This window comes from Rhodococcus jostii NBRC 16295, assembly GCF_001894825.1.
GTDB classification, from domain to species: domain Bacteria; phylum Actinomycetota; class Actinomycetes; order Mycobacteriales; family Mycobacteriaceae; genus Rhodococcus_F; species Rhodococcus_F jostii.
In genome coordinates this window covers 66,274-84,582 of sequence record NZ_BCWY01000039.1, presented here as the reverse complement: position 1 = coordinate 84,582, position 18,309 = coordinate 66,274, and the positions used below count along the sequence as shown (strand labels likewise).

General features: G+C 68.5%; 13 protein-coding genes and 1 pseudogene. 7 read left to right on the top strand and 7 right to left on the bottom strand.

The window, feature by feature from the left end:
- The 3 genes and pseudogenes from RJ1_RS24405 to RJ1_RS24395 all read left to right on the top strand — a co-directional run.
- Nucleotides 1-329, top strand: a pseudogene (locus RJ1_RS24405) (hypothetical protein); the annotation flags it as partial.
- 169 nt (nt 330-498) lie between these two features.
- A complete protein-coding gene (locus RJ1_RS24400; protein ID WP_073364689.1) occupies nt 499-2,343 on the top strand; it encodes a dynamin family protein in 1,845 nt (614 codons plus the stop codon).
- Complete coding sequence (locus RJ1_RS24395; protein ID WP_073364687.1) at nt 2,340-3,836, top strand: dynamin family protein; 1,497 nt, start codon at nt 2,340-2,342, stop codon at nt 3,834-3,836. The genes RJ1_RS24400 and RJ1_RS24395 overlap by 4 nt, the downstream gene beginning before the upstream one ends.
- 11 nt (nt 3,837-3,847) lie before the next feature.
- On the opposite strand, the gene RJ1_RS24390 is transcribed toward RJ1_RS24395, so the two are convergent.
- The 7 genes from RJ1_RS24390 to RJ1_RS24360 form a co-directional block, all read right to left on the bottom strand.
- The gene (locus tag RJ1_RS24390; protein ID WP_073364685.1) at nt 3,848-5,167 is read right to left on the bottom strand and encodes a DUF2252 domain-containing protein; all 1,320 of its coding nucleotides are present in this window, start codon (nt 5,165-5,167) and stop codon (nt 3,848-3,850) included.
- 99 nt (nt 5,168-5,266) lie between these two features.
- Nucleotides 5,267-6,202: a UDP-glucose 4-epimerase GalE gene (gene galE / locus RJ1_RS24385; RefSeq protein ID WP_073364683.1), complete on the bottom strand. Its 936-nt coding sequence runs from the start codon at nt 6,200-6,202 to the stop codon at nt 5,267-5,269.
- Nucleotides 6,203-6,231: 29 nt separating this feature from the next.
- Nucleotides 6,232-7,314, bottom strand: coding sequence for an ABC transporter ATP-binding protein (locus tag RJ1_RS24380; protein ID WP_073364680.1), 1,083 nt, complete (start codon nt 7,312-7,314; stop codon nt 6,232-6,234).
- Nucleotides 7,315-7,342: 28 nt separating this feature from the next.
- On the bottom strand, nt 7,343-8,533 hold the full coding sequence (gene galK / locus RJ1_RS24375; protein WP_073364678.1) for a galactokinase: 1,191 nt from the start codon (nt 8,531-8,533) through the stop codon (nt 7,343-7,345).
- Complete coding sequence (gene galT / locus RJ1_RS24370; RefSeq protein ID WP_073364676.1) at nt 8,530-9,696, bottom strand: galactose-1-phosphate uridylyltransferase; 1,167 nt, start codon at nt 9,694-9,696, stop codon at nt 8,530-8,532. Before galT ends, galK begins: the two co-directional genes overlap by 4 nt.
- Nucleotides 9,683-10,489 carry a DeoR/GlpR family DNA-binding transcription regulator gene (locus tag RJ1_RS24365; RefSeq protein ID WP_083400662.1) on the bottom strand — a complete coding sequence of 269 codons (807 nt, stop codon included), beginning with the start codon at nt 10,487-10,489 and terminating at the stop codon, nt 9,683-9,685. The genes galT and RJ1_RS24365 overlap by 14 nt, the downstream gene beginning before the upstream one ends.
- The gene (locus tag RJ1_RS24360; RefSeq protein WP_073364698.1) at nt 10,486-12,564 is read right to left on the bottom strand and encodes a beta-galactosidase; all 2,079 of its coding nucleotides are present in this window, start codon (nt 12,562-12,564) and stop codon (nt 10,486-10,488) included. Before RJ1_RS24360 ends, RJ1_RS24365 begins: the two co-directional genes overlap by 4 nt.
- A gap of 230 nt (nt 12,565-12,794) precedes the next feature.
- Here RJ1_RS24360 and RJ1_RS24355 point away from each other — a divergent pair, with 230 nt between their 5' ends.
- Genes RJ1_RS24355 through RJ1_RS24340 form a run of 4 tightly spaced genes read left to right on the top strand, consistent with a single transcriptional unit; the run spans nt 12,795 to nt 18,265 of the window.
- Nucleotides 12,795-14,090 carry an ABC transporter substrate-binding protein gene (locus RJ1_RS24355; protein ID WP_073364674.1) on the top strand — a complete coding sequence of 432 codons (1,296 nt, stop codon included), beginning with the start codon at nt 12,795-12,797 and terminating at the stop codon, nt 14,088-14,090.
- A 55-nt stretch (nt 14,091-14,145) separates the two neighbouring features.
- Nucleotides 14,146-15,069 carry a carbohydrate ABC transporter permease gene (locus RJ1_RS24350; RefSeq protein WP_073364672.1) on the top strand — a complete coding sequence of 308 codons (924 nt, stop codon included), beginning with the start codon at nt 14,146-14,148 and terminating at the stop codon, nt 15,067-15,069.
- Nucleotides 15,069-16,004 (top strand): carbohydrate ABC transporter permease, encoded by a 936-nt coding sequence (locus RJ1_RS24345; RefSeq protein ID WP_073364670.1) that lies wholly within the window; start codon nt 15,069-15,071, stop codon nt 16,002-16,004. The genes RJ1_RS24350 and RJ1_RS24345 overlap by 1 nt, the downstream gene beginning before the upstream one ends.
- Nucleotides 16,001-18,265: an alpha-galactosidase gene (locus RJ1_RS24340; protein WP_073364668.1), complete on the top strand. Its 2,265-nt coding sequence runs from the start codon at nt 16,001-16,003 to the stop codon at nt 18,263-18,265. The genes RJ1_RS24345 and RJ1_RS24340 overlap by 4 nt, the downstream gene beginning before the upstream one ends.
- The last annotated feature ends 44 nt before the right edge of the window (nt 18,266-18,309 follow it).

Sequence of the window (18,309 nt, the reverse complement as noted above, 5' to 3'; positions counted from 1 at the left end):
CCGTCGACGGCGGAGCGTCCGCCGGTGGTTCGGTCGACGGTGGAACGTCCGCCGACGCGGACGCGACCACGGACGGTTCGGCGGACCTCGGAGCGGTCGGCGGGGTCGTGGCCGACACCACCGGTTCCCTCGCCGGCGGCCTCGGTTCGACCCTGGGCGGCGCCGTGGACACCGGGGCCGACACCTGGTCGTCGATCGACGCGGACAACGCGTTCGGCGCCGACTCGGGCCTGCACGCGGACACCGACGGCTCGCTGTTCGGCGACACCGACTCCTCGGTGGCCACGACGCACGACGTCACGGACGTGGTCGATCACCTCGAGCCGTGATGAGACGGCGGTTCCGGCATCCCCCAGACGGGGTGGCCGGAACCGCCGTACGATGTAACGAAATCAGCCCCGGACGCGGTATGCGTACGGGGCTGTTTCACAGTCGGGTGACGGTGCACTGAATGTGGTGTCCGCACGAGGTCGGAAGAATTGCGGGTCAACGAAACTCATGGACAGAGCAGCCGTCGAGAAGAGTCCAGCCGGGTCGCAATCGATGACGGCGTTGCTCGAGCAGGCCCTGGACGTGGCGAAGAGGTTCGGTCGCAGTGATCTGGCGCAGCGGCTCGACTCCGCCCGGACCCGGGTTCAGGACCCGCGGATGCGGATCGTGGTGGTCGGTCCGCTCAAGCAGGGCAAGAGCCAGTTCGTGAACTCTCTGCTCAACCTTACTGTCTGTTCGGTGGGCGACGACGAGACCACCGCGATCCCCACCGTCGTGCAGAACGCCGAGACCGCGTCGGCGGGACTCGTCCTCGCCGATCCGGGCGCAGACCCGATCCGCGTGCCCCTGCCGCTCGACGAGCTGAACGGCATCACCCCCGCCTCACCCCGCGCCGGGGGCCGCGAGGTACTGCGGGTGGAGGTCAACGTCCCGAGCCCCCTCCTCGCCGACGGGTTGGTCCTCGTCGACACTCCCGGGGTCGGCGGCGCGGGCAACCCGCACGCGGCGAGCACGCTCGGGCTGATTCCGGCGTCCGATGCGGTGTTCGTCCTCTCCGACGCCAGCCAGGAATTCACCGAACCGGAGCTCGGTTTCATTCGTCAGGTCACGAGCCTGTGCCCGTCGGTGGCCTGCCTGATCAGCAAGACCGACCTGTACCCGCACTGGCGCGACATCGTCGAAGCCGACCGTGGGCATCTCGCGCGCGCCGGTCTCGACGTTCCGCTGATTCCGATCTCGTCGGTGCTGCGCTCACACGCCCTGCGACTGCAGGACGAGGAACTCAACACCGAATCCGGTTTCGTCGAGCTGTACGCCTTCCTGCGCGACCGGGTGGTGGCCCGTGCGGAGGCGAACACCCGCCGGGCGGTGTCGCTGGACGTGTCCTCGGCGGCCGAGCATCTCACCCTGGGAATCGGCAGCGAGCTTGCCGCCCTGCGTGATCCGGCGAAGGGCGCCGCCGCGGTGGCCGAACTGCAGAAGGCGAAGGCCGCCGCCGAGGAACTCCACAAGAAAACGTCGCTGTGGCAGCAGACGCTCGGCGACGGCATCGCCGACCTGGCCGCCGACATCGACCACGACCTGCGGGACCGGTTGCGCCGCGTCACCCGGGAGGCGGAGGAAACCGTCGACGAGGGCGACCCCGGCAAGGACTGGGACGCGCTGGGGCAGTGGCTCGAGCAGGAGTTCGCCACCGCGATCGGCGACAACTTCGTCTGGGCGCACGATCGCGCCCTGTGGCTGGCCGAGGTGGTCGCGCAACACTTCGCCGAGACGGGCGCCGTCGAGCTGCCGCATCTCGACGTCGCCGATGTGGACGGGGTCCTCGAACCCGTGGCCTCGCTGGCCGACCTCGAGGCGGGCCGCATCGGCATCACGCAGAAGGTGCTCGTCGGTATGCGCGGGTCGTACGGTGGCGTGCTCATGTTCGGTCTGATCACCACCATGATGGGTATGGCCCTGGTCAATCCGATCTCGATCGGCGCCGGAGTCCTGCTGGGCACCAAGGCGTACCGGGAAGACCGGGAGAGCCGGATCCTGAAGCGGCGTGCGGAGGCGAAGACCGCGATCCGCCGGTTCGCCGACGACGCCAGCTTCCAGGTGGGCAAGGAGTCGAAGGATCGGCTCCGTTCGATCCAGCGGTTGCTGCGCGACCATTTCACCGCGATCGCGGAGCAGGCGCTGCGCTCGATCAACGACTCGCTGCGCGGGGCGCAGGAGGCGGCGAATCTCGAGTCCACCGAACGGACCCGCCGGATCGCACAGCTCGAGAAGGATCTGCACGTCGCGTCCGCACTGAAACAGCAAGCCGCGCAACTCGTCGAAGGTGACGCGGGAGCGGTCACGGCATGAGTGCCGCGCCGCTCCACGAAGCCCGGGCACTGATCGCGTCCGCACGCCAGCTGTACGCGGGACGTCCCGAGATCCGGGATCAGCTGACCGAATGCGCGCGGCGTCTGGAACAGCCGCTGCGCGTGGCGCTGGCCGGTTCGCTGAAGGCGGGCAAGTCCACCCTCCTGAATTCCCTGGTGGGGCAGGACATCGCGCCCACCGATGCGACGGAGTGCACCCGGGTCGTCACCTGGTACCGCAGCGGCTCGACGCCCACCGTGACGGCGTGGTACCAGCCGGAACAGGGCACCGGCGGCCGGCGTTCGGTCAACGTGCCGGTGCTGCGGCGGGACGGACACCTCACGTTCGACCTCGGTCACCTGACCGCCGACCAGGTGGACCGCCTCGACGTGGAGTGGCCGTCGTCCGCGCTGGCGCACACGACGATCATCGACACCCCGGGCACCTCCTCGCTGTCGCGGGACGTCTCGGCCCGCACGCTCGAGATGCTGACACCCGACAACGAGGCGTCCGGCGCCGACGCGGTGGTCTACCTGCTGCGCACGCTGAACGCGACCGACGTCCAGTTCCTCGGTCAGATCGGCGACCACGTGGGCGACGAGTCCGGGCCGCTCGGCGTGGTCGGCGTGGTGTCGCGGGCCGACGAGGTGGGGGCGGGACGCCTCGACGCCATGATGTCCGCGAAGGAGGTGGCGTCCCGGTTCGCGGGTGAACTCGAACGCACCGGACTGTGTCAGGCCGTCGTCCCCGTCGCGGGTCTGCTGGCGCTCGGTGCCCGCACGATGCGCCAGGCCGAGTTCACCGCGTTCCAGCATCTGGCCGAGGTCCCGGTGGACGATCTGAACCTGGCGATGTTGTCGGCCGACCGCTTCGCACGGGAGAACAGTCCGCTACCCGTGGACGCCCGGATGCGGGCACAGCTGGCCGACCGCTTCGGTCTGTTCGGGATCCGGATGGCCGTCACCCTGATTCGGTTGGGCACCAAGGACTCGCCGACGCTGGCCGCCGAGTTGGTGGAACGCAGCGGTCTCGACGAATTGCGTCAGGTGATCGACATCCAGTTCGGTCAGCGGGCCGATCAGTTGAAGACCCACTCGGCGCTCGTGGCGCTCAAGCGGGTGCTCACGGCGCATCCCGTGCCGGGTGCGGGCGACATCCTGATGTCCGCCGAACGGCTGCTCTCCGACGTGCACGGTTTCCAGGAGTTGCGCCTGCTCGGACGGCTGCGGTCCACCGAGGTCGGGCTGCCCGCCGACGACGTCGCCGAGTTGCAGCGCCTGATCGGCGGCTTCGGGATCCAGATCTCCGAACGACTCGGCACCGACGGCGACGACTCCGTCGAACTGCAACGCATGCGCGCACTCGCCGCGGTCCGGAAGTGGCGGGAACGGGCGCGGCACCCGTTGCTCGACCAGTTCACGGCGCGGGCCTGCACCGTGGCCGCCCGGAGCGCGGAAGGTGTCCTCGAGGAGCTGAATACCGTCCGTCTGTAGGGTGTTGGGCGTCAGGTGGCGGACACGCCGGTGATCTCGCCCTCCCGGAACGCGTTCACGAACAGCTGGTGATCCTTGCGGCTCACCTCGGCGTATCGGATGCCGAATTCGACGATCTCGTCGACGAATTCGTCGAGCCTGCCGTCGAGGACGCTGCGGATGGCGTCCTCGGTCTGGAACGTGACCAGCGTCTGGTCGCTGTCCTCGTCGGAGACGCAATGCACCTTCGCCGTCGCCCGGCCGAGGTCCTCGAGCACCGGCGTGATGTCCTCCGGTTCGGTGAGATCGGACCAGTCCAGGTCCAGTTCGTACGGCGACAGCTCGGCGACCACGAAACCGGTGTCGCCGATCTCCGTGTAGCCGAGCAGCGGATCGGTGTGGACCTGCAGGGCCCGCTGACTCACCGCGGTGCGGTGACCTTCGTGCTCGAAGTAGCCGCGGACGGCGGTTTCGTCGACGATGCGGCTCGGGGCGGCGACGTTGCCCTGCTTGAGCGACAGCACGATGTCGTTCTCGAGGGCCTGCGTCGCCCCTTCGATGAGCACGTTGTATGCGGGGAGGCCTGCGCTGCCGATCCCGAAGCCCTTCCGTCCCACCACGTCCTTGATGCGGTAAAAGACCGGGCGTGCGGACCGCTTGCTAGGGGGAATTCTGTCGACGTACGTCTCGACCGCCTGGCTCACGGCGGTGCGTTCCGTATCGTCCAGTTCGCGGACGCCGCGGCCGGGCCGGAAGTGCCGGTCGTAGTCCTCGAGCACCGTGACGGACTCGAGCAGGCTCACCCGGGTGGCGAGGCGCGCGCGCAGGAGGAGGTCGTGAATGGCGCCGCGAGAATTGTCCAGGCCCAGCGCGAAGTCCTCGTCCGCCTCCTGCCGCGCATAGTGCAGGACGTGGTCGACGTAGCTGCGCAGATACGTTTCGGCCAGTTCGCGGACATCCTTCTCGGGGAGGGCCTTCTGCCAGCCCATCAGGGCCAGGCTCGCGACGAAGCGACGAAGATCCCAGCTGAAGTGCCCCACGTACGCCTCGTCGAAATCGTTGACGTCGAAGACGAGGGTGCCCTCCGAGTTCATGTAGGTGCCGAAGTTCTCCAGGTGCAGATCGCCGTGGATCCACACGCGGCCGGTGCGCTCGTCGGCCCACGGGTCGTCGAAGTCACGCAGATCGTCGTAGAACAGGCAGGCGCTGCCCCGGTAGAAGGCGAACGGATCGGCGGCCATCTTCCGGAACTTCGTCCGAAAAGCGCTCGGGTCGGCCTCCATCAGATCGGCGAAGGTCTCGACGAGGACCTCCACGATCCGACCTTGCCTGGTGGAATCGGCGTCGTCCACACCATCCTCCTTCTCGCGGCAGACCGGGCGCCGCACGCCTCGTCACGACCGCACTGCACCACGCTAGCGTTCCCGCGCCGCCAGCGACTGCAGATACGTTCACGCATCGGCCACGATCTCGTCCAGGTCCGTGTGTCTCGGCCGCCAGCCCAGTTCGGTCTGCACACGTGCGCCGGACGCGACGAGCACCGCCGGGTCACCGGCGCGCCGAGGGGCGTCCCGGGTGGCGACGGTGCGGCCCGTCACGCGTTCGCAGGACGCGATCACCTCCCGCACGCTGAACCCCGTGCCGGTGCCGAGGTTGTAGACGCGATGCGATCCGGGCCGGACCGACTCGAGCGCCAGGATGTGTGCCTCGGCCAGGTCACGGATGTGGATGTAGTCGCGGACGGCGGTGCCGTCCGGGGTGGGCCAGTCGGTGCCGAACACCGAGATCTCCTCCCGCTCCCCGGCAGCGACCTGCAGCACCAGAGGGATCAGGTGTGTTTCCACGCGACGGTTCTCGCCGAGCCCGGCGTACGCGCCCGCGACGTTGAAGTAGCGCAGGCTGCAGGCGGCCAGCCCGTGCGCCACCGCGTACGACGTGATCGCGTGGTCGATCGCCAGTTTGGTGGCACCGTACGGGTTGGTCGGCCGGGTCGGTGCCTCCTCGGTGATCGGCACGGAGTCCGGAGAGCCGTACGCCGCTGCGGTGGAGGAGAACACCAGCCGGCCGGTGCCGGACGAGCGCATCGCCTCCAGCAGGGTCAGGGTCTTGACGACGTTGGCGTTCCAGTACGTCTCCGGCGTCACCACCGACTCGCCGACGAGGGAGCGGGCGGCGAAATGCAACACGCCGTCGAACTCTCCGCCGCCGAGAACCCGCTCGGCGGCGCTCGCGACGTCGTCCTCGACGAATTCCGCTCCTGCAGGCACCGCGTCGGCGTTGCCGGTCGACAGGTCGTCGACGATCACGACCGTGTGACCGCACTCGAGCAGTCGCTGGGCGCAGACGCTGCCGACGTAACCGGCGCCGCCGGTGACGAGAAGTTTCACTGTGGATCCTTCGGTTCGGCGGTGGGGGCTCAGTCGCCGAGTCGCAGTCCGCTGGTGGGGGAGAAGTAGTGCAGGCGGGCCGGGTCCGGTGCCAGCCGGATCACGTCGCCCTTGGTGGGGGACACGGAGTCGCCCACTCGCGCGACGATGTCGTGGCCGCCGAGTTCACCGTCGCGGACGAGGCGCCCGTAGATGTAGGCGTCCGCGCCGAGTTCCTCCACCACGTCGACCTTCACCGTGGTGCCCTGATCGGACACGGTCCAGGCCTCCGGGCGGACGCCGACGACGACCTGCCCGGTGTCCAGGCCGCCCAGCACCGATCGCTCGATCGGTGTCGACAGCGACCCGATCCGGGCGGCACCGTTCACGACGTCCACTTCGAAGAGGTTCATCGCCGGTGATCCGATGAACCCGGCGACGAAGCTGTTGACCGGCTTCTCGTACAGCGTCTTCGGGCTCGCGCACTGCTGCAGGATGCCCGCCTTCAAGACGGCCACCCGGTCGCCCATCGTCATGGCCTCCACCTGATCGTGGGTGACGTAGACGGTGGTGGTGGCCAGGCGGCGCTGCAGCATCGAGATCTGGGTGCGGGTCTGCACGCGGAGTTTCGCGTCGAGGTTGCTCAGCGGTTCGTCCATGAGGAACACCTGCGGGTCGCGGACGATGGCCCGGCCCATCGCGACCCGCTGGCGCTGCCCACCGGAGAGTGCCTTCGGCTTGCGGTTCAGGTAGTCGCCGAGGTCGAGAATCTTCGCGGCCTCCTCGACGCGGCGGCCGATCTCGCCCTTGTCCATGCCGGCGATCTCGAGGGCGAAGCCCATGTTCTTCGCGACCGTCATGTGGGGGTACAGGGCGTAGTTCTGGAACACCATCGCGATGTCCCGCTCCTTCGGGGCGAGGGCGGTGACGTCGCGTTCGCCGATGCGGATTGCGCCGTAGTCGACGTCCTCGAGGCCGGCGAGCATCCGCAGCGACGTCGACTTTCCGCACCCGGAAGGGCCGACGAGGACGAGGAATTCGCCGTCCTCGATGTCGAGGTTCAGCGAATCCACTGCCGGCACGTCCGAGCCGGGGTACATCTTGGTGGCTGCGTCGTACGTGACTCGTGCCATGGTCTTCTCCTGGTCGTGGAAGGGGAATTCAGAGTCGATGGGCCGAGCCCGACGGCTCGGCGGACAGGAACTGGGGTGTGGGCAGGGACGCGGACGCGGCCCGGTGGACGACTCCCTCGACGACGGCGTCGACCCGATCGGCGGGGACGAGGGCGATCGCGGAGCCGCCGAAGCCGCCGCCGGTCATCCGTGCGCCCCACGCGCCCGCCTCGAGTGCGGCATCGACGGCGGCGTCGAGTTCGACGGAGCTGACCTCGTAGTCGTCGCGCAGCGAGGCGTGTGAGCGAGTGAGGGCGTCGCCGACGTCGGCGATCCGGCCGCGGTCGAGGAGGCGGGCGACTTCGGTGACGCGGCGGATCTCGGTGAGCACGTGCCGGGTCCGGGCGGCGGCGGGGGAACTCAGCGCAGCGACGGCCGCGTCGGCGTCGACGACGTCGCGGAGGGTGGTGACGCCGAGGTCGGCGCAGGCCTTCTCGATGGTGGCCCGCCGGTTGCCGTACTGGCCGTCGACCAGCCGGTGCGGTGCATTGGTGTCGATGACCACCAGTCGCGCACCCGCGGACTCGAAGTCGAGCGGGACGTGCCGGGTGGCGCCGTCCCGGCAGTCCAGGAGCAGGGCGTGGCCGGGGCGGGCGAACATCGCGACCGACTGGTCCATGCCGCCGGTCGACGCGCCGGCGATCTCGTTCTCCGCGCGGATGCTGGCGGCGACGAGGGGCTGTCGGCCGGCGGCGTCGGTGGGCAGCCCGGCGAGGTCGGCGACGGCGAGCGCGAACGCGCACTCGAGCGCTGCCGAACTCGACAGTCCGGAACCGACCGGGACGGTGGAGTGCACCGCCACGTCGAAACCGATTCCCGCCGAAACGTGTCCGGACCGGTGCAGCGCCCACACGACCCCCGCGACGTACGCGGCCCAGCCGGCCGGGTGGCCCGGTGCCACGTCGGCGAGGCTGCCGCGCCAGGACTCGTCGGTGTGGGTGGACACGGCGTGCAGGATCCCGTCTTCGCGCACCCGGACGGCGACCACGGTCATGTAGGGGAGGGCGAACGGCAGGACCAGTCCGCCGGCGTAGTCGACGTGTTCGCCGATCAGGTTGACGCGGCCGGGTGCGGCCCACACGCCGTCGGCGGTGCCACCGAAAGTGCTGCGGAACAAGGCTTCCGCCGGTTTCGCGACGGCGTGGACGTCGACGGGATCGACCCGGTGCGGCGCATTCACGACGCCACCTCCCGCAGGCGGTCGGCGATGCGCTCGGGGGTGGTGTCGTTGACCCAGGCGCCCATTCCGGACTCGGATCCGGCCAGGTATTTCATCCGGCCGGGGGATCGCATCATGGAGAACAGTTGCAGGTGCAGCCGGCCGAGCGGGCGGTCCTCGCCGACGGGCGCCTGGTGCCACGCGGCGATGTACGGCACCGCGTCGACGCCGTCGAAGAACCGGTCGACCCGCCGCAGCAGTTCGAGGTAGACGTGGGCGAGTTCGTCGCGCTCGACCTCGGTGAGTTCGGTGAGGTCACGGACGTCGCGGTGTGGTGCGAGGTGCACTTCGAGCGGCCAGCGCGAGGCCGCCGGGACGTACGCGGTCCAGTGCTCTGCGGCCAGGACCACGCGCCTGCCGGACCGTGTTTCGGCGTCGAGGACGTCGGCGAGCAACAGCCGCCCGGTGCTCTCGAAGTGCTCGCGGGAGCGCCGGATCAGCGCATCGGTGCGCGGCGGCAGGTACGGGTAGGCGTAGATCTGCCCGTGCGGATGGGTGAGGGTGACGCCGATTTCCTTGCCCCGGTTCTCGAAGCAGAACACCTGCCGGATCCCGGGCAGTGCCGACAGTTCGGCGGTGCGGTCGGCCCAGACGTCGACGACGGTCCGGACCCGGTCGACGCTCAGGGTGGAGAAGGCGGCATCCGGGTTGCTGGTGAAGCACACGACCTCGCACCTGCCCGATCCCGGTGCCAACGGCCACAACGCTTCTCCGTCGACGCAGTCGGGCAGGTCCTGCTCGGCGGCGGCCGGGGACAGTGCCGGGAAACGGTTCTCGAACACCACGACGTCATAGTCGTCGGCCGGAATCTCCGTGGGCGCCTTCCCCGGCCGGCTGGGGGCGAGCGGCGACGCGTCCGGCGGCGGCAGGAACGTGCGGTCCATCCGCTGGGCGGCGATGACCACCCATTCCCCGGTGAGCACGTCGAAGCGCATCTGCGACTGCGACACCGCGGGCGGCAGCGGACGCGAATCCACCAGTTCGCGGGTGGCATTTCCCGACACGTACGGCTCGGAGTCGTCGAAGTAGATCAGTTCGCGGCCGTCCGCGAGGGTGGTTCGGGTCTTGCGCATCCGGAGCCGTGGGACGGCCTCCCGCGCATCCTGATCGTCACGCACGGTCATCGATGGGTCCTTCCCGGTTTTCCCGTGTCACTACGAGGTCGCCGACGTGATCGGCGAGAGCTTCCTGGGCGGCGCGCTCGAGCCCGGCGTCGGTGATGAGAATGTCGACGTCGGACAGCGGGATCGTGTTCGCCAGCGCGGTCACACCCCACTTCGTGTGGTCGGCGAGCACCACGACCCGCCGCGACGACGCGACGAGCGCCTGATTGGTCTGTGCTTCCATGAGATTGGGGCAGGTCAGTCCCGAATCGATCCCCATGCCGTGGGTGCCCAGGAACAGCATGTCGACGTGGATACCGCGGAGTGCGGCGACGGTGAGCGGGCCGACCAGGGCGAACGACGGGGTCCGCTGCCCTCCGGTGAGGAGGATGGTCTGGTCGTCGCGGCCGCCCTCGTGGAATGCGTCGGCGACCGGTAGTGAGTTGGTGACGACGGTGATGTCGGGGACGTCGAGCAGTTCGCGGGCGAGCGCGTGCGTGGTGGTGCCGCCGGAGATGCCGACCGAGGTGCCCGGGCGCACCAGACGGGCGGCGGCGCGGGCGATGGCCCGCTTGGCCTCGCGGTCGAGTTCGGACTTCGCCGAGAAACCCGGCTCGTGCACGCTCGCCGACCGCGGCAGCGTGACCCCGCCGTGCACCCGCTCGACCAGACCCTGCTCGACGAGTTCGTTGATGTCGCGCCGGATCGTCATGTCGGAGACGCCGAGCGTCGCGCCGAGGTCGACCACCTTCACCGCGCCGTGCGCGGTGACCTCGTCGAGGATCACCTGCTGGCGCTGACGTGCGAGCATCATGCGTCCACCTTCCGTGTCCGGGCGCCGCTGCCGGCGCCGTCTTCGCGAATCACAGCACAGCTGCCCGGTTCCAGCGTGAGCGGTCCGTCGACCACCCGCTCGGTCACGAGGTCGGTGCCGGACACGTCGACGGTCACCTTCTCGTTCGTGTGGTTGAGGACGAACAGCCACGACCCGTGCTCGCCGCGTCTGCGGACGATCTCGACGTCGGACCGATGCCCCGCGTGGAGGTCGAGACCGGCTGCGGTGCAGATCGCCTCGGCGATGCCCGTCCAGCCCCGCGCGTCGGGGATGGTGGCGAGATACCACGCGGCGCCGTCGCCGACGGGACGCCGAGTGAGGGCGGGCACACCCTGCAGATGTCCCTCCGTGTGCCGGGCGAGTACCTCCACGTCCTCGGACACGGTCAGGTACTCGGACCAGATGCGGGCAGAGGTGCCGTCGTCGAGGACGACGGTCTCGTCGGCGCCGAGTGGGAAGAACTCCTCGACGCGCACGCCGAGCAGGTCGCGGAATGCCCCCGGGTAGCCGCCGAGCCGGACGTGGTCGTCGCGGTCCGCGATGCCGGAGAACGCGGTGACCAGCACCTGGGCGCCGGCGCGGGCCGCGGCCTCGATGCGCCGGGCGTCCTCGTCGCTGCACAGGTAGACGGCGGGAACCACCACCACGGCGTAACCGCTCAGGTCGGTGTCCGTGGGAATCACGTCGCACGTGACACCGGAGAACGCGTGATGGGCCTGTTCGGCGATCGCCATGGGTTGCATCAGCCGGGACGGGTGACCGTCCTGCTCGCACGCCCACTGCGACTCCCAGTCGAACAGCACACCCACGGGCGCCTCGACGCGGCTGCCGGCCACCGGCTCGAGACGGCGCAGCACGGCGCCGAGTTCGACGACCTCCCGCCATCGCGCAGAATCGGTGCCTGCATGCGGAACCAGGCCGGAGTGGAACTTCTCCGCACCCGCGGCGGACGCTCGGAATTGGAAGAAGGCGATGCCGTCCGCGCCGCGGGCAACGTGGGCGAGGGAATTGCGGAGCATGTCGCCGGGCGCCTTGGCCCGATTGACCGGCTGCCAGTTGACGGCGCTCGTCGAGTGTTCCATCAGCAGCCACGGCCGCGAACCGGCGATACCGCGGGTGAGGTCGGCGGAGAACGACAGCCGGTGGTGGGCGGCGCCGTCCCCGGCCGCGGGACCCACCAGGTAGTGATCGGTGGACACCAGATCCTGCTCGGGCGCCCACTGCGCGTAGTTCATGTCGCCGGCGAGGGACAGCGGCGATCCCATGCCCACCATGAAATTGGTGGTGACCGGAATGTCGGGGGTGATGCCCAGCAACACCTCCCGCTCGGCGAGGTACTGGTCGAGGAGGGCGTCCGAGCAGAACCGGCGCCAGTCCAGCAGATGGGTGGGATTGCCGAACGTCGTGCTCGCGGCCGGCGGCACCACCTCGTCCCAGTCGCTGTAGTGCTGGCTCCAGAACGTCGTGCCCCACGCCCGATTGAGTTCGGTGAGGTCGTCGTAGCGACGCCGCAGCCACCGCCGGAACGCCCGCGCACTGTCGGGGGAGTAGCAACGCGAGTTGTGGCAGCCGAGTTCGTTCGACACATGCCAGAGCGCGAGGGCGGGATGGCCGCCGTAGCGGGTGGCCATCTTCTCGACGAGGACGAGGGCGTGGTCGCGGTAGACCGGGGAGCTCGGACTCCACGTCTGCCTGCTGCCGATCTCGTACCGGTAGCCCCGCTCGTCCACCGGGCGGATCTCGGGATGCGCCGCCGTCAGCCACGGGGGTGGGGACGCGGTCGCGGTGGCCAGGTCGACGCGGACGCCGCCGTCGTGCAGTAGGTCGAGGACGCGGTCGAGCCAGCCGAAGTCCCACGTGGAGGGGGTCGGCTGCAACCGCGCCCAGGAGAAGACGCCGACGGTCGCGAAGTCGACACAAGCCTCGCGCATGAGCTCCACGTCGCGCCGCCAGACCTCTTCCGGCCACTGCTCCGGGTTGTAGTCACCGCCGAAGGAAATGCCCCGGGTCGGCCACGTCAGGTGCCGCCCGCCGGAATCGCTCGCTGTGTGCATGCTCACAATCTGTCCCATGACTGTTCAAAAGTCAACACGAATGAACATTTCCGTACTTTCGCAGGTGAAACGGCTTGCATGCGGTTGACAATGCGCGGCGGATCGTGATTTTGTAACGTGCATCACGTCAGGGTGTGAGACGGCAGCACCGAAACTTGATCGAGTTTGTTCGATTTCTTTCCCGGTGGTGAGCGACTCCGCCCACCCGGTACTCAATCGAAAAGGGCACCATGAACCGAAACGAGCCGCCGCACACGTGGCAACCCTCCCGGCGCACCTTTCTCAAGGCCGCGCTCGGCGCCGCGGGCGCCCTGTCGACGGCAGGTCTGCTGTCCGGGTGCACCAGCGGCGTCGACCCCCACGTGATCACTCTCGGGTCGCGGCTGTCGGACAAGAACGCCAAGCTCGGCGTGCAGGACGTCGTCGGCATGTTCCAGCAGCAGACCGGCGGGGCCGTGCGCATCAACTCCGTCGACTCCACCTCGTTCCAGGAGAACGTCAACAACTACCTGCAGGGCACGCCCGACGACGTCTTCACCTGGATGTCGGGGTACCGCATGAAGTACTTCGCCGACAAGGGCCTCGTCGACGACGTCAGCTCGGTGTGGCAGTCGCACGGCACCGGATTCAGCGACAGTTTCCGTGAGGCGTCCACCGGAACCGACGGCAAGCAGTACCTGGTCCCGTTCTTCTACTACCCGTGGGCCGTGTTCTACCGTCCCAGCCTCTGGCAGGAACGCGGCTACACGCCGCCGAAGACGTTCGACGACTGGGTGGCCCTGTCGAAGCGCATGCAGTCGGACGGCCTCACTCCGATCGGGTTCGGTGTGCGCGACGGCTGGCCGCCGTTCGGCACGTTCGACTACCTCGATCTGCGTCTCAACGGCGTCGACTTCCACCGCTCCCTACTCGCGGGCGACGTGAGCTGGACCGACAACCGTGTGCGGTCGGTGTTCGACACCTGGCGCGAGATCCTCCCGTTCCACCAGCCGCAGCCGCTGGGCCGCAAGATGTCCGAGGCGCAGCAGGCTCTCCTCAACAAGGAGGTCGGCATGCTGGTGGCCGGCATGTTCGTCGCGCAGAGCTTCCCCGCCGGCCCCGACCGGGAAGATCTGGACTTCTTCGCGTTCCCCGAACTCGATTCCGCTGTCGGCACTTCGGCGGTCGAGGCGCCGATGGACGGATTCATGATGCGTAAGGATCCGCGGAACCTCGCCGGCGCGCAGCAGTTCCTGTCCTTCCTCACGAGGCCCGAGGCCGCGGTCGCGTACGCGAAGCAGGACCCACAGGCGATACCCGCACACCGTGACGCCGATCTGTCGGGTTTCCCTCCACTCGTGCAGAAGTCGGCCGCTCTCGTCCAGGGCGCGGACTCCATCACCCAGTTCCTCGACCGCGACACCCGTCCCGATTTCGCGTCCGTCGTGATGATTCCGGCGATGCAGCAGTTCCTGGGCAACCCGAAGGACGTGGACGGCCTGGTCCGCAGCATCGAGCGACAGAAGGCGGCGGTGTTCGGGCAATGAGCACACACGAGAAGTCAACGACCACCATCACGGTCCCGACAGGTCAGGTGAATTCATGACCAGCACGATTCCCCCTCAGGCCGGAACCGAATCCCGGACCCGGGCTCCGAAGATCCGGCGCAGCCGCGGCGACCGGTGGACCATCGCCGTCATGCTCGGACTGCCCGCCGCAATCGTGATCGGGCTGGTGTGGATCCCCACCGTCTTCACGGTGATCCTGTCGTTCGCACGCTGGGACGGCATCGGCGGCACGTCCACCATCGAGTGGATCGGACCCCAGAACTACGTCGACGCCGTCCAGGCGTACCCACCTTTCCAACAGGCCCTCCACAACAACGTCCTCTGGCTGGCGTTCCTCTTCGTCTTCCCGACGATCCTCGGCATCTTTCTCGCCGTCCTGCTCGACCGGGGCCTGAAGGGAAGCCGGTTGTACCAGAGCATCTTCTACATTCCCGTTGTGTTGTCGATGGCACTCGTCGGGTTCGTGTGGCAGCTGATCTACTCCACCGACGGCGGCGTGCTCAACACCATCCTGGGTACGGACGTCGACTGGCTCGGCAACCCCGACGTCAACATCTGGGCCGTCATGGTCGCCGCCAGCTGGCGGCACACCGGCTACATCATGTTGCTGTACTTGGCGGGTCTCAAGGCCATCGACCCGTCGGTGCGCGAAGCGGCCCTCATGGACGGCGCGGGTCCGATCCGCACCTTCTTCCGGATCGTGTTCCCCCTGATGAAACCCACCAACCTGCTGATCATCGTCATCACCGTCATCGAGGCGCTGCGCGCCTTCGACCTCGTGTGGGTGATCAACAAGGGCCGCAACGGACTCGAACTCATCTCCGCCCTCGTCACCGCGAACGTCGTGGGCGAGGCGGGCCGGGTCGGATTCGGTTCGGCTCTGGCGACGATCATGCTCGTGATCTCGCTGGTGTTCATTGCCCTCTATCTCTGGATCGTGATGCGGAGCGACGACTGATGACCATGACGACACCCCTCGCCGACCATAGTGTGCCCGTCGACCGGACCGGGCCCCGTAACAAGGCCGCGGTGGCCAACCGGCGCCGGCTGAGTACCGCGCAGGCGGCGATATACGTCCTTCTCACGGCTCTGGCGTTGCTGTGGATCTTCCCGCTCCTGTGGGCGCTCTACAACTCGTTCCGCGACTACGACTACGTCCTCACCCACGGCTACCTGTCGGTCGGCGGTTTCACGTTCAGCAATTACACCGAGTCGTGGGAGGTCGGCGGAATCCCGCACTACTTCCTCAACTCGATGCTCATCACCATCCCGGCGGTGCTGCTGATCCTGTTCATCGGGTCGATGGCGGCGTTCGTGCTCGCCCGGTTCCCGTGGAAGTTCAACGTGATCATGCTTGCGGTGTTCATCGCGGGCAATCTGTTGCCGCAGCAGACGCTGCTGACCCCGTTGTTCCGTCTGTACAACGCGATTCCGCTGCCGTACTGGATGAGTTCGTCCGGCTCGCTCTACGACAGCTACTGGGGACTGATCCTCGTGCACGTCGCGTTCCAGACCGGATTCTGCGTGTTCGTGCTGAGCAACTACATGAAGACCGTTCCCCCCGAACTGCTCGAGGCGGCGACGGTCGACGGGGCGGGGCTGTTCCGCCAGTACTGGCAGGTGGTCCTCCCGCTGTGCCGCCCGGCATTGGCCGCGCTCGCGACGCTCATGATCACTTGGATTTACAACGATTTCTTCTGGGCCCTGGCGCTGATGGTCAGCGGCGACAAGCTGCCGGTCACCACCGCGCTGCAGAATCTGCAGGGCAGCTTCTTCACCGACACCAACCTGCTCGCCGCCGGATCGGTGCTCGTCGCGCTGCCGACGGTGCTCGTATTCGTCGCGCTGCAGCGGCATTTCGTTTCCGGCCTGACCATGGGAGCCAACAAGTGAGTGTGACCGTCCCCCCGCACGCCTTCGTCCACCTCACCGCCGCCGGCGTGTCCGTCGTGCTCGACCTCACGGGGGGTCGACTGCCGGCCATCGTGCACTGGGGGCCGGCGCTCGGCGACCAGACGCTCGCCGACGTACAGGCCCTGGCGCAGGCGAACATCGAGCCCCCGGCGGGCAACGTCGTCGACGCTCCGGTGCGGCTGTCGATACTTCCCGAACATCACACGGGGTGGGTGGGAAAGCCCGGCATCGCGGGTCACCGCGACGGCGCCGACTGGTCGCCGCTGTTCACGACCACCACGCTCACGGTCGGCGGAGCCGAGCACCGGCCGTCCCCGGACGCGGATCTCGTCTCGGCCGGTCCGGGCGCCGTCCGGGTGACGGCCCGCGACACGGTCGCCGATCTCGGACTCGTCTTGGACATCGAGTTGCTGCCGAGCGGTCTCCTTCGGGCGCGGGCCGAGGTCACCAATTCGGGTGATTCCTTCTACGTCCTCGACGACCTCCAGCTCGCGTTCCCGGTCCCGCCGCAGGCCCGGGAAATCCTCGACTTCGCCGGCCGATGGGGGAAGGAACGCGTCCCCCAGCGCAGCGAGCTCACCGTCGGGATCCACGAACGGGAAGGACGGAAGGGCCGCACCGGCCCGGACGCCGCGACGGTACTTTCCGTCGGTGTGCCCGGGTTCGGTTTCGGCCGCGGCGAAGTGTGGGGTACCCACGTCGCGTTCAGCGGCAACCACCGCCACTACGCCGAGCGTCTCTTCACCGGATTCCAGGTGATCGGCGGCGGCGAACTGCTCCTGCCCGGCGAGGTCCGGCTGGCGGACGGGGAGAGCTACGAGACGCCCTGGATCTACGGCGCCTACGGCGACGGGCTCGACGATCAGGCACGTCGCTTCCACCACTATCTCCGGTCGCGGCCGACGCACCCGCGGCGCGCGCGCCCGGTCACGATCAACGTGTGGGAGGCCGTCTACTTCGACCACGACCTGGCCCGGCTGAAGGATCTGGCGGATCGCGCGGCGAAACTCGGCGTCGAGCGGTACGTCCTCGACGACGGCTGGTTCAGGTACCGGCGCAACGATCTGGCGGGACTGGGGGACTGGCACGTCGACGAGACGGTGTGGCCGGACGGTCTGCACCCGATCATCGATCACGTGCGTTCGCTCGGCATGGAATTCGGCCTGTGGTTCGAACCGGAAATGATCAACCTCGATTCCGACCTCGCGCGGGAGCATCCGGAGTGGGTCATGGCGACCGGCGGCCGCCCACCGGTGCCGTCGCGGAACCAGCAGGTGCTCAATCTGGGGATCCCCGAGGCGTACGACCACATCCTGGAACGGATGTCCGCGATTCTCAGCGAGTACGACATCGCCTACATCAAATGGGATCACAACCGCGACCTGATCGATGCCGGCACCGCACCGTACGGGCGCGCCGGCGTCCACGATCAGACTCTCGCGACCTATCGGCTGATGGACGAACTGAAGCGCCGTTTCCCCGGACTGGAAATCGAATCCTGCTCCTCGGGCGGGGCACGGGTGGATCTGGGGATCCTCGAACGCACCGACCGCGTGTGGGTGTCGGACTGCATCGATCCGCTCGAGCGTCAGGAGATGAACCGCTGGACGATGCAGCTGCTTCCCCCCGAACTGCTCGGTTCGCACATCGCGTCCGGGATCTCCCACACCACGGGCCGGTACCACCGCCTGTCGTTCCGGGCGGGGACGGCACTCTACGGTCATCTCGGGATCGAGTGGGATCTCGCCACCGCCACCGACGACGAGAATGCGGAGCTCGCCGTCTGGATCGACCTGTACAAGCGGCACCGCGAACTCCTGCACACGGGAACGATGGTGCGCGCCGACGAGATCGACCCGACAGTGCAGGTGTATGGTGCCGTCGCCGACGACCGGACGGAGGCATTGTTTTTCCTCGCCTACATCGGGCGGTCCGAGGTGTCCCCGCGAGGCAGGTTCACCCTGCCCGGCCTCGATCCCGACCGGCGCTATCGGGTGCGCCCCGTGTTCGCCGGTGAACCGGACGAGGGCCTGAAGCCGCCGGCGTGGTTCAACGTGCCGCCGAAGGATCTGCCGACCGTCACCACCCCGCCCGGCGGCGGACGCGCCGACGGACTGTCCGCGGGGAGTGACGTTCCCGGCGTCGCGATGACGGGCCGGGCTCTCGCGGTGGCGGGTCTGCAGACGCCCGCCTCGTTCCCCGACGACGTCGTCGTGCTCTCCGTCACCGAGGAGACGTAACCGACACTCGGGACCGCCACTGCCGACACGAGAACACCTCACCG

Coding starts and splice junctions, on each gene's coding strand:
- RJ1_RS24400 (WP_073364689.1), top strand. CDS start 499: ATGGACAGAGCAGCCGTCGAGAAGAGTCCAGCCGGGTCGCAATCGATG.
- RJ1_RS24395 (WP_073364687.1), top strand. CDS start 2,340: ATGAGTGCCGCGCCGCTCCACGAAGCCCGGGCACTGATCGCGTCCGCA.
- RJ1_RS24380 (WP_073364680.1), bottom strand. CDS start 7,314: ATGGCACGAGTCACGTACGACGCAGCCACCAAGATGTACCCCGGCTCG.
- galT (WP_073364676.1), bottom strand. CDS start 9,696: ATGACCGTGCGTGACGATCAGGATGCGCGGGAGGCCGTCCCACGGCTC.
- RJ1_RS24365 (WP_083400662.1), bottom strand. CDS start 10,489: ATGATGCTCGCACGTCAGCGCCAGCAGGTGATCCTCGACGAGGTCACC.
- RJ1_RS24360 (WP_073364698.1), bottom strand. CDS start 12,564: ATGCACACAGCGAGCGATTCCGGCGGGCGGCACCTGACGTGGCCGACC.
- RJ1_RS24355 (WP_073364674.1), top strand. CDS start 12,795: ATGAACCGAAACGAGCCGCCGCACACGTGGCAACCCTCCCGGCGCACC.
- RJ1_RS24350 (WP_073364672.1), top strand. CDS start 14,146: ATGACCAGCACGATTCCCCCTCAGGCCGGAACCGAATCCCGGACCCGG.
- RJ1_RS24345 (WP_073364670.1), top strand. CDS start 15,069: ATGACCATGACGACACCCCTCGCCGACCATAGTGTGCCCGTCGACCGG.